This is a genomic window from Saccharopolyspora sp. NPDC000995 (assembly GCF_053599315.1).
The window spans coordinates 15,003-29,277 of the sequence record NZ_JBSFLZ010000015.1 but is presented as its reverse complement, the minus strand read 5'-3'; the positions used below and the strand labels follow the sequence as shown (position 1 = coordinate 29,277).

Genomic DNA, 14,275 nt, shown 5'->3' with positions numbered 1-14,275 from the left:
TAGGAAGGCCGATGTGCAGGCTACAGCACGGCCAAAGGGTTCAGGGGGCTGGCGGTACCACCGTCGATCGGCAGTGGGGCCGCGATGAAAAGGAACTCGCTCCGCCCGGTCGACGCCAGCTCGTCCAGGAACATCATTTCCATCAGGTAGACCCCGTGCTGCCACAGGGTGAGCAAGTGGATGTCCTCGTCCACGGTTCCCGCGAAGAGGCCGTCGTCGCCGATGGCACCGACCGCCACGTTGTCACAACCGATCGCCACGACGTCGCTCTCCACCAGCCAGCGTCCTGCCGAGTAGGCAATACCGGGCTGGGCGCCTTGGTAACACCGCGGGTCGGCCTCGAACACCCGTGGCCAACCAGTACGCACCAGCACGACATCACCGCTGCGCGGTCGCACGCCCGCCGCTTCCGCACAGGCGGCGAGCAGCTCGTCGTCGATCACAGTCGTAGGATCGACGTGGTCCACCTGCAAATAGCCCGCCACGTCGAGCAGCACGCCGCGAGTCACGATCACGCCGAGCTTGTCGATCCCGCACCGTGTCGCACCGTAGCTGCGAACGCGGTCTGCCGACTGTCCGTTGAAAAGCTGGTCGTTGCGCCACATGTGTGCCAGCGCGTCGATGTGGGTCGTCGTCCCATGTGGAGAGATGAGGAGCGCATCGTCCGCGACGGACATTTCGCCCTTGATCTTGCGTGCTCCCGCCGCATAGTCGCCACCGTCGACGGACATGTAATGCTGCGGGAGCGGACGCCCGGCCAAGTGCGGCACCCGCTGGGCCCCGCCGTTGGAAGTCGCGCCCCGAATGGGCATCGCCAGTGCCAGTACCCGGCCTTCCCGAACGACGGACGCGGCTCGAAGCACCACCTCCGGAGTCAGCAGGTTTGCCGCGCCCCGCTCGTCGTGCGTACCCCAGCGGCCCCAGTTCCCGAACGGCTCGGTCATCGCATCCTCGCTCAATTCATCGTCACCCCACCGGAAACGCTCAGCGTCTGCCCGGTGATGTAGCCCGCCCTGGGACCGGCTAGGAACCCGACGTAAGCGGCTACCTCATCCGCCGTGCCCGTTCGCCGCAGGGGAATGCTCTTCAGCAACGTGTCCATCATCTTGGGGTTGCGCTCGGCATGGTTGCGCAGCATGGGCGTGTCGACCAGGCCGGGACAGACGACATTGCTGGTGATCCCGTACCGTGCCGTTTCCCTCGCCAAGGTCTTGGCCAGCCCGAACAACCCCGCCTTGCACGCGGCATAGATGCTCTCGCCGCCGGCCCCGGCTCTGGCCCCATCGGTCGAGATGAACAGCAGCCGCCCCCATTCGTTCTCGATCATCCCGGGGATCAACGCCTGCGCGAGCCGCATGGGCGCACGCAGGTTGATCCGCCACATGCGGTCCCAGCCTCCTGGATCGCTGTCTAGGAAGCGCTCGACCAAGCTGAGCCCGGCGTTGTTCACCAGGATGTCGATGCCGGCATGGTCGGTCAGCACCGTCTGGATACAAGCCTCGATGCTGTCGGCGTCGTCGAGATTCACCCTGACAGCACTGCCCTTCGGCAATTCAGTGGCGACAGCACGGGCGCCCTCGGTATCGATGTCGGCGATCACGACCGAGGCTCCCAACACGGACAACTCCGCGGCGATCGCCGCGCCGATCCCACTCGCGCCGCCGGTCACCAGCGCCCGCTTTCCTTTGAGCACGTCCTCACTCGGCACGGCGCACCCCGAATCGTTCCTCGCGGGCAGGCCGGAAGTTGGGCACCGGCCCGAATCCCTCGATCTCCTCGAACATCACCTCTACCCGCAGGCCGATTCTCACGTCGTCGACGGGTATGTCGAGCACATTGCCGAACACCCGCAGGGCTGGCTGCTCGTCGAGAGCGATCCACGCGATCACGTACGGCACGCGCTGGGCGAAGCCCGGCGCGAACGTCCGGTGCGCGACGCTGAAGGTTTCAACCAAGCCCAAGCCTGACACCGCCTCGAACGCACGTCGTCCGCTGCCGCAGAAACGGCACTCCTCTGCCGGAAGATGCGTGAACGCGCGGCAGTCGAAGCATCGCTGCAACACCAGCTCGCCACGACGCGCCGCGGTCCAGTACGGCTCGGTCAATGCAGTTGGAACGGGGGCAACCCTGAGATCACCGCCCACCACTCGCCTCCAATGCGGGCACCTCGTAGGTCTCGACGATCGATCCGCCGCCGTTGAAGGCCTCCGCCACCATCTGGTGGCCAAGGAACTGCGCGCCGTCGGAGCGGTAGGCGGCGGCGCAGGCTCCGTCATTCCACTCCTGCTCCCGCAGCGCCTGGCCGATCTTGGCGTGGTCGCTTACCGTGCCTGCGCGCTGCATGGCGGCGGCGAGGACGCGCACTGCGTCGTACGCCTGAGTCGCCGACGCTGTAGGCGTTTTCCCGTACTTGGTCTGGTATGCGGCGGCGAAATCCCGGCCCTTTTGAGATGTCCCGACGGCCGGCGCGCATGGAGTCACGGCATACAGGTTCTGCACCGCAGGTCCGACCGCGAGGTTGTTGGCCGCTACCAGAGGTCCCGAGTTACCGCTGATGACCGGCGTGCTCAGTCCGTTCTGCATCATCTGGTTGAGCTGCAGGGCCAAGACGTTCGGGAACGTCCACGACAGAATCGCGTCCGAGTCGCGCAAATCGAGCAGCGCCCCCGTCAGGTCAGTCGCTGTCGGCGGAACGTAGCGCACGGTGCCCAATTCCAGTCCGGCGGCTTTGACGGCGGCTACGGAGTTCTCTGTGGACACTCGACCGAAGGTCTCGTCGGTGGCCAGGATTCCGATCCGCTTGGCACCCAACTTCTTCGCGAGCGCAACGGCGTTCGCGGCGCGTGCCGTGTCGTCGGGATTGACCGAGAACAACCATTCGCTGCCTGCCTCGGCGCCGCGCGCGATCTTGCCGTCGCTGCTGAGGTGCACCAGCGGTATCCCGGCGCCATCAACGTCCCGGGTCAACGCCTCCAGGGAGCCGCCACCGGGAAATCCCACGATCGCGCTGGGGCTGAGATCCGCCGCACGGAGAAACGCGGAGCGCGCAGCCTGCGGGTCGGTCACCGAGGCCGGGATGCGGGTGTACTTCAGCGGCTTGCCCAGTACCCCGCCGGCGCCGTTGATCTCGTCGACGGCAAGCTGCACCCCGTTGTTGTAGTCGTCCAGCGCAACGGGCGAGTCGCCACGAACCTCGATCAGACCGGCGATGTGCGCCTGCTCCACATCGCCCGTCTGCCCCGACTGCGCACCGCAGGCTGCGGTCAGCACCAGGCCGGCGCTGCTCACCACTGCGACGACCGCACGGCGGACACGGTATGCCACCATCGTCTGCTCCTTTGCAGGCTAGGAACTTCGCTGAGATCTGGCCGCGGCCGTGCGGACTTCGTCCGGCTGCGCGTCCCGCTGGCCGAGATAGCTGGCCAGCATCGCCTGCCGGTCGGCGAGTTGGCCGGAGTCGACCTGCATGACCTCCTGCCCCGCCACGAGCACGAGACCGCGACCGGCCAAGTCGAGGGCGTCGATCGCCTTCTGCTCCACGAGCAGAACACGGATGTCCGCAGTGATCGCCTTTAAGGCTTCGTAGACCACGCGGTTCACCGACGGTGCGAGCCCCAGCGATGGTTCGTCGAGCAGCAACAGCCGCGGTGATGCGATCAATGCTCGGCCTAGTGCGACCATCTGCTGCTCACCGCCCGAGAGAGCGAAACCGCTGCGCCGCCGCAGCGGGCGCAGGGCGGGCAACAGGTCGTAGACGTCGTCGAAGCCGTAGCGCGCGGGTCGCCCGGCCCGCGCGACCTCACCCATCTGCAGGTTCTCGTGAACGGACAGCGTCGGGAACACGTGCCGACCCTCCGGAACGTGGATCAGCCCGGCCCGCGCCAGCCGCGCCGGTCCCCACCCACGCACATCGTTGCCGTCGAACCGGATCGTGCCTTCGTAAGGCACCAGTCCCGATACGGCGCGCAGGACGGAGGTCTTGCCCGCCCCGTTCGGCCCGAGCAGGCACACGACCTCGCCGGCAGCGATGGTGAGGTCCAGGCCGCGCACGGCATGGGTGGTTCCGTAACTCACATACAGGTCCCGCAGCTCAAGCAGCACCGCGCACCCCCAGGTAGGCGTCCCGCACCCGCTTGTTGGACCAAACCTCACCCGGTGTGCCCAGTGCGATATCCTTGCCCAGTTCGAGCACCAGCACCTGGTCGCAGAGCGAGTCGATAAAGTCGATCTTGTGATCCACGACGAGCAAGGCCGTCCCGGCTTCGCGGACCTCTTCGAGCACGCTGGCCAGACGCTGCGTCTCCGCGTCGTTGAGGCCGGCGCTCGGTTCGTCGAGCATCAGTACGACCGGTTCGGCAGCCAATGCCCTGGCGAGTTCGACCAGCCGCTGATCGCCGTAAGCCAGCCCGGCGGCCATATCCAGAGCTCGGTCACCGAGCCCGACTCGGGCGAGCTGCCGCAGGGCTGCGTCGAGCCGTTCGCGTTCGTGCCGCCACATCAGTGGCCTGCCTAGCCATGCCGCAATAGGCCCGCGGGCGCGCCGGTCCGACGCCCCTAGCAGCACGTTCTCCACGCACGTGAGCTCGGCAACCAGTTGCGGCGCTTGGTAGACCCGGGCAAGGCCCGCCCGCCGAGGCGGTTCTGGGCTGCCCAGCGCCACCGCTCGGTCGCCGATCCGCACGGTCCCCCCAGCCCGCACGACGCCAGTCAGCGCGTTCAGGAGAGTGGTCTTTCCGCTGCCATTGGGGCCGACGAGCCCGAGGATTTCCCCGTAGCGCAACGTGAAAGACACGCCTTCGACCGCGTGCACCCCGCCGAAGGTGACCTTGATGCCGTCGACTTCGAGCAGGTTCCGCCCTGCAGCCACGGGCGCCACGTTCATGATCTCGCCCTCCGAAGTTCGGTCAACTGCCTTCCGATGCCGGCCAGCCCGTCGGGGAAGGCCAGGATGATCACCAGCAGCAAGGCGCCGTACACGATCGGCATGTACTGCCGCGCTCCGGCTAGCAGTTCGGGAACGACAACGTAGAAGCCCGCCCCGATCAGGACGCCCCAATGCGAGGTGACTCCGCCGAGGATGACCATCAGGAACAGTCCGATTCCCAGTTCGAGGCCGAACGAATCGACCCCGATGAAGCCCTGCCAGTGCGTAATCAGCGCACCGGATAGGCCGCCGGTCGCGGAGCCGAGCACGAACATGGCCAGCCGCAGCCGACCGACCGCGACACCTGCGCTGCGGGCGACCATCGGCAGTTCCCGCGCAGCCGCCAGGTCGCGGCTGACCGGAGAACGGTTGAGGAACACGGCCAACAAAAGCAACACCGCCAGTACCGCGGCGAGCAGCCAGAACACTTCGGCGTCGGTTCGCAGCCGAACTCCGAGGAACTCCGGGTAGCCGATCCCGGTCACGTTGCCGTTGGTTCCCGTGAAGGCGTTGGTGCGACCGAACAGGACGAGGCCGACCTCGGTGACGGCAAGCGTGCCAAGCGCGAAATACAGATGCTCGGCACGCCACAGCATGATGCCGAGCAACGCGGCGACCGCGGCCGTGGCAGCCACCGCGCCCAACACCGCGAGCGCGAAGGGAACCTCGTGGCGATCCAGCCACGCGGTGGTGTATCCGCCGAAGGCCATCATGAAGGTCTGGCAGAAGGCAAACCTGCCGCCCAGCGCGAAGATCCAGTAGAAGCCCAACGCGGCGATCGAATAGGCAATCCACAGGTTGAGCAGGTTCAGCGCACTGCTCGACGAAATGGTCAGGCAAAGCAGGACAACCACGCCCGACACGCCCAACAGCCACCAGTACTGACCGCGTCCGTACAGCAGTGCGGGCTTGATCCGCTCGGAGCTCACAGCCGAGTCACCACCCTGCCGAGCAGCCCCCGAGGCCGCAGTGCGAGGACCGCGAGCATCGCGACGTACGGCAGGGCGATGGCGTAGTCCTGCAGCACATATCCGCCGACGACGTGCTGGATCACCCCGACCAGCAGTCCGCCGAGAGCGGCTCCCCACAGGCTGCCGAAGCCGCCCAGCACCGCCGCCGCAAAGGCGGCCAGCATCACGCCGAAGCCGAAGTTGACGTCCAATGTGGACAAAGGGGCGACGAGGATTCCCGCCAACGCGGCCAGTGCCGCGGAGACCCCCCACGCGATGACGCTGATCCTGCCGGCGTTGACGCCATAGAGTTCGGCAGCCATCCGATCCGAGGCCAAGGCCCGCAATTGCCTGCCGAAGCTAGTGCGACCGAACAACAGCGCGACGCCGATGATGCACAGACCGGCTACGACGACGATGCCGATCCGCTGCACCGCGATCGGCGCACCGAAGACGGTGAGAACGGCATCACCGGCCGGAGACGGCAGCCGCTGCGGAGTACTTCCCTGCCACAGCGAGATCGCCGCGCGCAGCACGAGCGCCGCAGCGAGCGTCGCGATCAGGACGGTCAGGTGAGGTCGCCGTCGCAGCGGGGCGAAGGCCACGCGCTCCAGCACGACTCCGATGCCGAACATCAACGCGATGGCGGCCAGGTACCCCACCAGTGGCGCAGCATGCAGGTCCGCGATGAACCACAGGGCGAGGTAGCCGCCGAGCGTGATGAGGTCGCCGTGGGCGAAGTTGATGACACCGGTTGCCTTGTAGAGAACAAGGAAGCCGAGAGCCGCGAGAGCGAGCACGGCTCCGTACGCGAGCGCGCTGGCCATCAGCGCGACAAAGGTGCTCACAGTTCACTCCGGACCGAACACCCCGGTTGGGCATGCGTCATTGGCTCTCCCAATCCGACCATTATCAAGCAAGTGCTTGGTTGCATCGGCAAGCTAGCATCACAGGAAGAGCCGGTCAAGACCGCCTACAGCCCCTGCAACCGACCACTTGATGCCCGGCCTCCGGTGGGCGTAGCTTTCAAGCAATCGCTTGGTTCAGAACGGAGTGGTTCATGCCTGCCGACCAACGGACAGCCGCCCTGCTCGAGGAGCACGGCATCGAGCTCGACGCGCAAGGCACCAGGCGGTTCGCCCTACCCGAGCACGTCGTCAAGAGCCTGCTGGCCGAGTACGCCGTCGACACCCCCACCCGGCGGACCTTCACCGGGCCGGCGGACGCCGAGCGAGCCGCCGCCGAGCTACAGAACCGGTTGGTCCTCAAGGCTTGGGGCCCCGGCCTGCTGCACAAGAGCGACGTGGGTGCGGTCGAACTCGGGGTGCTACCCAGCGAACTCAGGAGAGCCGTCACGAACATGGCGGCTAGGCTCGACGATCAAGGCATCAACCCTCGCGGGTACCTCGCCGAGGAGCAGCACCCGGGCGGCGTGGAATTGATCGTGGGCGTCGTTCGCGACGCCACCTTCGGACATGTTGTGCTGCTGGGCCTGGGCGGAATCGCGACCGAGCTGCTCGACCTGACCGCGCTGCTCCCCTGCCCACTCAGTCGAGCCGATGCCGAGGAACTCGTCGAGCGATTTCCCGGTGCGGCACTTCTCGACGGCGCGCGGGGCAACGCACCGGCCGACCGTACCGCCCTGGTGAACCTGCTACTCGCAGTCGCCGGCGAGGGTGGCCTGGGGAGCAGATTCGGGGATTCCTTGGCCGAATTCGAGTGCAACCCCGTGGTGGCGACCGCCGACGGCGCCGTAGCGCTCGATGCCCGGCTCATCCTCGAACCGGAGGCAACGCAGCAAGCATCGCCAACATCGAGTACCGACTTCACCCCCCTGTTCGCGCCGCGACAGATCGCAGTGGCCGGGGCGTCGGCAGGAAAATCAGGATTCGGCAATCGTTTCCTCGCCGCCTACCGGGCGGCCGGGTGGACCGACGGACTGTACGCCATCCACCCTGCGGCATCCGAAGTGGACGGTGTACCCGCGGTTCCCGCAGTGGGCCAGGTACCCGGCGACGTCGACTACCTGCTGGTCGCGCTACCCGCCGAACGCGCTGTGCGTGTGGTCGCCGAGGCCGCCGGACGCGTCCCGTTCATCCAGGTGATCAGCGGTGGATTCCGGGAGGCGAGCGCAGCCGGTGCGGCATTGGAGGACGATCTCGTCGCAGCCGTGGCCGACACGAAGACCCGCCTGCTCGGACCGAACTGCCTCGGCGTGTTCAGCCCAGCCGGCCGGCAGACGTTCACGCTCGAGTCGCCGACGGTGTCCGGTGGGGTCTCGGTGGTGTCCCAGAGCGGCGGCCTGTCCGGGGACATCGTCGCCGTTGGCGACCGACGCGGCCTGAAGTTCGCCAAGGTGGCCAGCATCGGCAACGCGATCGACGTGACCCATGGTGATCTGCTGGAGTGGCTGGTGGACGATCCGGAGACGACCGTGATCGGCGTCTACCTCGAGGGAACCCGTGACGGCGCGGGCTTGCTGCGGGCGCTCCGCCGTGCCGACGGCCGCAAGCCGGTAGTTCTGCTGCGCGGTGGATCGAGCGTCCAGGGGGCACGCGCCGTCAGCTCGCACACCGGTTCGCTCGCGGGCGAGGCGAAGGTCTGGCGAGCGGTCGCCGCCGCTACAGGCGTTTCCCCGGTGTCCACGTTGGAGGACTTCGTCGGATCCCTTGCCTACCTTCAGCGTTATCCCGAGCCAACCATCGCCGAATCGCCGGGCGTGCTGTTGATCGGGCTCGGCGGCGGGGCGTCGGTGCTCGCGACCGACGCCTGTGATCGCGCCGGCCTCGCCCTCACGCCGCTCGACGATGCACTGCGCGAGCGACTCCGAAGCATGGGGCATGGTGCGGGAACCAGCGTCGCAAACCCGCTGGAGATACCGGTCGGGCCGGTGTCGCCCAGAGGCTTGCTCGGCGACGCACTGGCTCCCGTGTTCGATTCCGCCGACCAGTCCTACGCTGATGTCCTGGTGCACGTGAATGTGGCGGCGTACTACAACTACGGCACCGCGGGTTTGGAACCACTGATCGAAGCTCTCAGTGATCTTGTCTCACGGGCTTTCCCGACCCGGATCGCGGTGGTGACCCGAAACTCCGAGATCGCAGCACCTGGCGACGCAGCGACCCTCGCCGACTTCGTGGCGACCACGGGTCTGCCGGTGTTCCGTTCATTCGACGAAGCCGCCACGGCTATCGCGGCTGCCCAAGGGTTCGACGCACGGAGAAAGTCGTGAGCGGTCTCCAGTCATTCTCCGGGAAAGCAGCTATCGCAGGCATCGGCATGACCGACCTCTCGCGCAAGTCGGGGCGCACGGAACTCAGTCTTGCGGTGAGCGCCTGCCGTGCCGCGCTGGCCGACGCCGGGCTCAGCGCCCGGGACGTCGGCGCGGTGCTGTGCTACCACTTGGGAGACTCGGCAGCGGTCAACCAAGTGGCAACAGCGCTCGGCACGCCTGATGGAATCTGGACGAACGAGATCTACGGAGGCGGCACGCAGTCCGCGTCGATCCTCGGCGATGCCGCCATGCTGATCGATGCGGGTATCGCCTCCAGCGTACTGGTATTCCGTGCACTCAATGGCCGCTCCGGCAAGCGAATGGGGCAAGCCGCACTCAGCCTCGGTGCCGGCGCGGAGGGCCAGTTCACGGTGCCGTACGGCATGCTCGGACCGGTGCATCTGTTCGCGCTCGCGGCGCAGCGCTGGATGTACGAATCCGCGGCGTCCGAAGAGGATCTCGCTGTCGTGGTCCTGCAGTCCAGAAAACTCGCCGCGGATAACCCTAGTGCCGTGCTGAGCGAGCCGCTCGACATGGACGGCTACCGGTCCAGCCCGATCGTGGCGACTCCGTTGCGACGGGCAGACTGCTGCCTTGAGACGGATGGCGCGGCAGCACTGGTCGTCACCAGCTCCGCGATTGCGGATTCTTCCCGCCCCGGAAGTCCACGTATCCACGCCGTGGTTCGCGGCGGCGGCCCTGGGGCAAGCACTATGGACACGGCAGAGAACGTCAGCACGTTGTTTTCGGCCTATGTAGCGCCGACGATCTACACGGCCAGCGGCATGGCACCGTCCGATGTGGACCTCGCACTGATCTACGATGCCTACTCCCCCATCGTCCTCCAGCAATTGGAAGACTTCGGCCTTGCGCCGCGCGGCGAATCCGGCGCCTTCGTCCGTGCGGGCGAAACACTGCCCAGTGGATCACTGCCGGTGAATCCGCACGGCGGTCTGCTGTCCGAGGGGTACGTGCACGGACTCAACAACATCGTCGAAGCGGTCCGCCAACTCCGCGGTGACGGCACCCACCAGGTCGCCTCACCCGGCGCTGCCCTGTGCACCGGATTCGGCGGCAGCCACGGCAGCGCTGCGGTCCTCACCTCGGCGTGACGCCGCCGGGCTCACTGGCATTACGCGTGATGACAAGCCACGACGTGGTCCGTAGCGACTTGGCGTAACTTCGGCTCCTCAACTGCACAACGCTCGGTGGCCAGCGGACAGCGGGTGCGAAACCGGCAGCCGGTCGGCGGATCCAGCACCGACGGCAGCTCACCGACCGGTGGCGCCTCGGTCGGCACGGCATCCGGGTCGGGAACCGGCAAAGACGCCAACAACACTTCTGTGTAGGGATGGCGCGGCCGGGAATACAACGACTCGGTAGAGCCGATCTCGCAGACCTTGCCGAGGTAGAGGACCATGACCCGGTCGCTCACCAGCTTGATGACTGCCAGGTCGTGCGAGACGAACAGCAGTGTGATGCCGTACCGCTGCTTGAGGTCCTCCAACAGGTTCAGGATCTGGGCCTGCACCGAAACGTCCAACGCAGACACCGGTTCGTCGCAGATGACCAGCTTCGGCTCCAGGATCAGCGCGCGGGCGATGCTGATTCGCTGGCACTGACCACCGGAGAATTCGCCCGGCCTGCGATCCCCGACTGTCGCGCTGTCCAGGCCGACGGCATCCAGCATCTCGGCGACCGATTCATCTCTCCCGCGCTGGTGTCCCCAGACACGCAATCCTTCGGCCACGATGTCGCGCACTTTGCGCCGAGGATTCAACGCCGAGATGGGATCTTGCTGGATCAACTGCAGTTGTCGGCGGAGCAGCCGCACGTTGCGGTCCGATAGCTGGGTGAGGTCGCTCCCTTCGAACCGCACCGTGCCGCGCGTAGGGCGTGGTAGCTGCAGCACCGCTCGCGCGATCGACGACTTCCCGCAGCCCGACTCGCCGACGATGCCCAGGGTTTCGCCTTCACGTACGTCGAAGCTGACACCCGACACCGCATGCGCGACGCTGTTGCGGGCGACCGGGTACTCGACGAAGAGATCCTCGACCAGCAGCAGTGCCTCGCCGTCGCGCAGCGCCGCCTTACCGGAACCAGCCATCACGCACCTCCTGGTTGCACCGGGTTGTGGCAAGCGACGCGGTGACCCCCACCAACGTCGACCAACTCCGGTATCCGTTCGTCGCAGACGCCTTTCGAATCAGCGCAGCGGGGCGCGAACCGGCAGCCCGTCGCGACGGTGGTCGGATCCGGTGGACGGCCGGGGATGACACGGAGCCGGGTGTGCGGTGCCAGCTCAACCCGCGGCGACGAGCTCAACAGCGCGGCTGCGTATCGATGCCGCGTGTCTCGGAAGAACGCCGGCGTATCCGCGGACTCGACCATCCGTCCCGCGTACATCACCGCGATCCGGTCGGTGTGGGCGGCCACCACTCCGAGATCGTGGCTGATCAGGATCATGGCCATCCCGCGTTCCTGCTGCAGTTCCCGCAGCAGCTCGAGGATCTGCCGCTGCACTGTCACGTCGAGCGCCGTTGTCGGTTCGTCTGCTATGAGCAACCGCGGCTCGCAGGACAGCGCGATCGCGATCATCACGCGCTGCCGCATCCCACCGGAGAGTTCGTGCGGATACTGGTCGAGTCGCCTGCGTGGATCGGCGATCCCGACCGCGGCCAGCAGGTCGGCAGCCGCCTCGCGGGCGGCGCGCTTGCTGCGTCCCAGGTGGTAGCGTAGTGGGTCGGCGATCTGTGCCCCGATTCGCCGAACCGGGTTCAACGAAGTCATCGGGTCCTGGAAGATCATCGCCACTTCAGGGCCCCACAACCGCCGGGCCTCGTCGGCCGGCATCGACAGGAGGTCTCGACCGTCGAGCTCAACCCGGGACCTAATGGCAACAACCACCTTAGGCGGCAACAGGTTCATGATCGCCCGAACCAGGACGGACTTGCCCGATCCGGACTCGCCGACGATTCCCAGACACCCGCCCTGGTCGAGCGTGAACGAGACACCGTCCACCGCACGAACCGCACCCCGCGATGTTCGGAACGCGATCTCCAGATCACGCACGGAGAGCAACGGCGGCGTTAACTCCGATCCGCTCATTAATCCTCCACTATGGACGCTCATGGGGACTAGATCTTGCGGTCCCGCGGATCCCAGTGCCTGCGGGCCCAGTCGCCGAGCCGGTTGAGCGCGAGCACGGTCAAGAACAGCACCGCGCCAGGGCCGAACACCAGATGCGGGTGGTCCCGGAAATCCTGTTGTCCGGCGGCGATCATGTTTCCCCAGGTCGGCTCGGGACGCTGGATGCTCAACCCGAGGAAACTCAGCGAGGCTTCGGCGACGATCAACACCGCCACGACGATGAAGGCGTAGGACAGCACCGACATCGCCACGCTCGGCACGAGCTCCCGGAACAGGATCCGGGTACCGCGCGCGCCGAGCGCCTTGGCCACGAACACGAATGGCCGCTGCGCGTACACCATCGTGTTCGCCCTGGCGATACGGAAGAACGTCGGCACCGCCAGCACCCCGAGAACCAGGGTGATGCTTTGCACCTCGGGATGCACGACCGACGCGAGCGCAAGAAGGAGGATCAGTGGCGGAAAGGCGAGCAAGGCGTCGTTGCCGAGGTTGAGCACCGCATCGAGCTTGCCGCGGTAATAACCGGCCACGACACCGAGCAGGCCTCCGACGAACAGTCCGAGAGCCGCCGCGCCGAGCCCGATCACGAGCGAAACCCGCGCGCCGTACACGACACCGCTTAGCACGTCGAGCCCCTGCCGATCGGTGCCGAGCGGGTGCGCGGAGAACAGGTCGATTCCCTGCAGGATCGGTTCCTCCAGCGTCCGCGCAGGTTCCCTGCCTTCCCTCATCGGCAGGACATCGGCCAGCAGCGCGGCAAGCACAACCATTGCCAGCCAGCAGATGGCCGGCAACACACTTGGCTCGATCCCGCTACGAAATCGTGCCAGCGACGGCTCGATGCCGTCCGGCCGTCGACCACGGTATTCCGCCGTGGACGTCTGGGAAAGCTCAAGCTCGGCCATGGCGGGTCCTCGGATCCAGTGCGAGGTAGGAGATGTCGACCAACGCGTTCACCACGACGTAGAGCGCGGCGATCAGCAGCACCGCGGCCTGCAGCACGAGAAACTCCTTCTTCGCGACACTGTCGACGATCAACGTCCCCATACCGGGGAGACGGAAGATCGTCTCCACGATCACCGTCCCGCCGAGCAGGCGACCGAAACTGATTCCGGCCACGGTGATCAGCGAGAACGACGAAGGTCGCAGCGCCTCCTTCACGAGGATGTGCCGCACCGGCATTCCCTTGGCCCTGGCCGCTAGCACGAAATCCTCGCCGAGCGTCGTCGCCATGTCGTTGCGCAGCAACCGGGTCAGCTGTGCGCTCTCAACCAGCGCGAGCGTGAGCACCGGGAGGAACACGCGGCGCAAGTTCTCGCCGAGCCCTTCCGTGCCGATTCGGGCGAAGCCCTGCCGCGGGAATTCCGGTAGTGCGAGCGACAGCAACAGGCCCAGAACGAGCATCACCCCAGCGGCCACGAAGCGATTTCGTCGTTGACTTGCCGTCAGCATCGCGCCCCGGTCCCCGATGGCACCGTAACCAAGCGAGAAGGCGATGACCGCCGCGAGGCCGAAAATCAAGCCCTTGACCGCATCCGGCCGGAACACGGCGAAGAAGATGAGCACCAACGCGAGCAGGAAGCTCGGCACCGAGATCAGGCCGAACGCCGTGGTGGTCGCCACCCGGTCGAAACCTCGGCCGAACCGGTAGGCCGACCAGGAACCGACCGGGATGCTGATCGCCAGTGCGAGCAGCGTGGCCAGCACTGCGACCTCCAGCGTGACGGGCAACCGGGCGGCGATCAGCTCGCCGATGTCCTGAACCGGTGGGGTGAACGTGCGCCCAAGCTGACCGGTGACCAGGCCGCCTAGCCAGTTCAGGTAGCGGACTGCGGCCGGCTGGTCGATGCCGAGTTCCGCACGAACCTGGGCGTACTGCTGCGGGGTTCCTTCCGGGCCCACGATCGCGACAGCTGGATCGCCTGGGAGCAGATCGATCAGGAACGCGGTAGCGAGGCTGACCAGAACGAGCACGGG

Annotated in this window: 14 protein-coding genes and 1 pseudogene; 2 read left to right on the top strand and 13 right to left on the bottom strand. The window is 66.7% G+C overall.

The features are described from left to right. Positions 1-20: 20 nt before the first annotated feature. The 9 genes and pseudogenes from ACWDKQ_RS08060 to ACWDKQ_RS08020 all read right to left on the bottom strand — a co-directional run bounded on the left by ACWDKQ_RS08060 (position 21) and on the right by ACWDKQ_RS08020 (position 6,722). Complete coding sequence (locus ACWDKQ_RS08060) at positions 21-944, bottom strand: cyclase family protein (protein WP_450138026.1); 924 nt, start codon at positions 942-944, stop codon at positions 21-23. Positions 945-955: 11 nt separating this feature from the next. Continuing rightward, complete coding sequence (locus ACWDKQ_RS08055) at positions 956-1,669, bottom strand: SDR family NAD(P)-dependent oxidoreductase (protein WP_450138025.1); 714 nt, start codon at positions 1,667-1,669, stop codon at positions 956-958. Between the two features lie 28 nt (positions 1,670-1,697). Continuing rightward, a complete protein-coding gene (locus ACWDKQ_RS08050) occupies positions 1,698-1,961 on the bottom strand; it encodes a Zn-ribbon domain-containing OB-fold protein (RefSeq protein WP_450138069.1) in 264 nt (87 codons plus the stop codon). Positions 1,962-2,000: 39 nt separating this feature from the next. Then, positions 2,001-2,144: pseudogene (locus tag ACWDKQ_RS08045) on the bottom strand (zinc ribbon domain-containing protein); the annotation flags it as partial. Further along, positions 2,134-3,327 carry an ABC transporter substrate-binding protein gene (locus ACWDKQ_RS08040; RefSeq protein ID WP_450138024.1) on the bottom strand — a complete coding sequence of 398 codons (1,194 nt, stop codon included), beginning with the start codon at positions 3,325-3,327 and terminating at the stop codon, positions 2,134-2,136. The gene ACWDKQ_RS08040 and the pseudogene ACWDKQ_RS08045, both read right to left, overlap by 11 nt. Positions 3,328-3,345: 18 nt before the next feature. Beyond that, positions 3,346-4,074: an ABC transporter ATP-binding protein gene (locus ACWDKQ_RS08035; RefSeq protein WP_450138023.1), complete on the bottom strand. Its 729-nt coding sequence runs from the start codon at positions 4,072-4,074 to the stop codon at positions 3,346-3,348. Between the two features lie 16 nt (positions 4,075-4,090). Then, the gene (locus ACWDKQ_RS08030) at positions 4,091-4,867 is read right to left on the bottom strand and encodes an ABC transporter ATP-binding protein (RefSeq protein ID WP_450138022.1); all 777 of its coding nucleotides are present in this window, start codon (positions 4,865-4,867) and stop codon (positions 4,091-4,093) included. An 11-nt stretch (positions 4,868-4,878) separates the two neighbouring features. Beyond that, positions 4,879-5,853 (bottom strand): branched-chain amino acid ABC transporter permease, encoded by a 975-nt coding sequence (locus tag ACWDKQ_RS08025; RefSeq protein ID WP_450138021.1) that lies wholly within the window; start codon positions 5,851-5,853, stop codon positions 4,879-4,881. After that, positions 5,850-6,722, bottom strand: a complete 873-nt coding sequence (locus tag ACWDKQ_RS08020) for a branched-chain amino acid ABC transporter permease (protein WP_450138020.1) — start codon at positions 6,720-6,722, stop codon at positions 5,850-5,852. Before ACWDKQ_RS08020 ends, ACWDKQ_RS08025 begins: the two co-directional genes overlap by 4 nt. A gap of 212 nt (positions 6,723-6,934) precedes the next feature. On the opposite strand from ACWDKQ_RS08020, the gene ACWDKQ_RS08015 reads away from it, so the two are divergent. After that, positions 6,935-9,106, top strand: a complete 2,172-nt coding sequence (locus ACWDKQ_RS08015; protein WP_450138019.1) for an acetate--CoA ligase family protein — start codon at positions 6,935-6,937, stop codon at positions 9,104-9,106. Further along, positions 9,103-10,260, top strand: a complete 1,158-nt coding sequence (locus ACWDKQ_RS08010; protein WP_450138018.1) for a thiolase C-terminal domain-containing protein — start codon at positions 9,103-9,105, stop codon at positions 10,258-10,260. Before ACWDKQ_RS08015 ends, ACWDKQ_RS08010 begins: the two co-directional genes overlap by 4 nt. Before the next feature lie 20 nt (positions 10,261-10,280). Here the strand turns inward: ACWDKQ_RS08010 and ACWDKQ_RS08005 are convergent, their stop codons facing one another. Genes ACWDKQ_RS08005 through ACWDKQ_RS07990 form a run of 4 tightly spaced genes read right to left on the bottom strand, consistent with a single transcriptional unit; the run spans position 10,281 to position 14,272 of the window. Next, a complete protein-coding gene (locus ACWDKQ_RS08005) occupies positions 10,281-11,255 on the bottom strand; it encodes an ABC transporter ATP-binding protein (protein WP_450138017.1) in 975 nt (324 codons plus the stop codon). Continuing rightward, positions 11,255-12,256: an ABC transporter ATP-binding protein gene (locus ACWDKQ_RS08000; protein ID WP_450138016.1), complete on the bottom strand. Its 1,002-nt coding sequence runs from the start codon at positions 12,254-12,256 to the stop codon at positions 11,255-11,257. Before ACWDKQ_RS08000 ends, ACWDKQ_RS08005 begins: the two co-directional genes overlap by 1 nt. 29 nt (positions 12,257-12,285) lie before the next feature. Then, on the bottom strand, positions 12,286-13,203 hold the full coding sequence (locus ACWDKQ_RS07995; protein WP_450138015.1) for an ABC transporter permease: 918 nt from the start codon (positions 13,201-13,203) through the stop codon (positions 12,286-12,288). After that, the gene (locus tag ACWDKQ_RS07990) at positions 13,190-14,272 is read right to left on the bottom strand and encodes an ABC transporter permease (RefSeq protein ID WP_450138014.1); all 1,083 of its coding nucleotides are present in this window, start codon (positions 14,270-14,272) and stop codon (positions 13,190-13,192) included. The genes ACWDKQ_RS07995 and ACWDKQ_RS07990 overlap by 14 nt, the downstream gene beginning before the upstream one ends. Positions 14,273-14,275: the final 3 nt, after the last annotated feature.

Excerpts from the sequence above, each read along its gene's own strand:
- ACWDKQ_RS08060 (WP_450138026.1), bottom strand. The coding sequence starts at position 944 with ATGACCGAGCCGTTCGGGAACTGGGGCCGCTGGGGTACGCACGACGAG.
- ACWDKQ_RS08040 (WP_450138024.1), bottom strand. The coding sequence starts at position 3,327 with ATGGTGGCATACCGTGTCCGCCGTGCGGTCGTCGCAGTGGTGAGCAGC.
- ACWDKQ_RS08015 (WP_450138019.1), top strand. The coding sequence starts at position 6,935 with ATGCCTGCCGACCAACGGACAGCCGCCCTGCTCGAGGAGCACGGCATC.
- ACWDKQ_RS08005 (WP_450138017.1), bottom strand. The coding sequence starts at position 11,255 with ATGGCTGGTTCCGGTAAGGCGGCGCTGCGCGACGGCGAGGCACTGCTG.
- ACWDKQ_RS08000 (WP_450138016.1), bottom strand. The coding sequence starts at position 12,256 with ATGAGCGGATCGGAGTTAACGCCGCCGTTGCTCTCCGTGCGTGATCTG.
- ACWDKQ_RS07995 (WP_450138015.1), bottom strand. The coding sequence starts at position 13,203 with ATGGCCGAGCTTGAGCTTTCCCAGACGTCCACGGCGGAATACCGTGGT.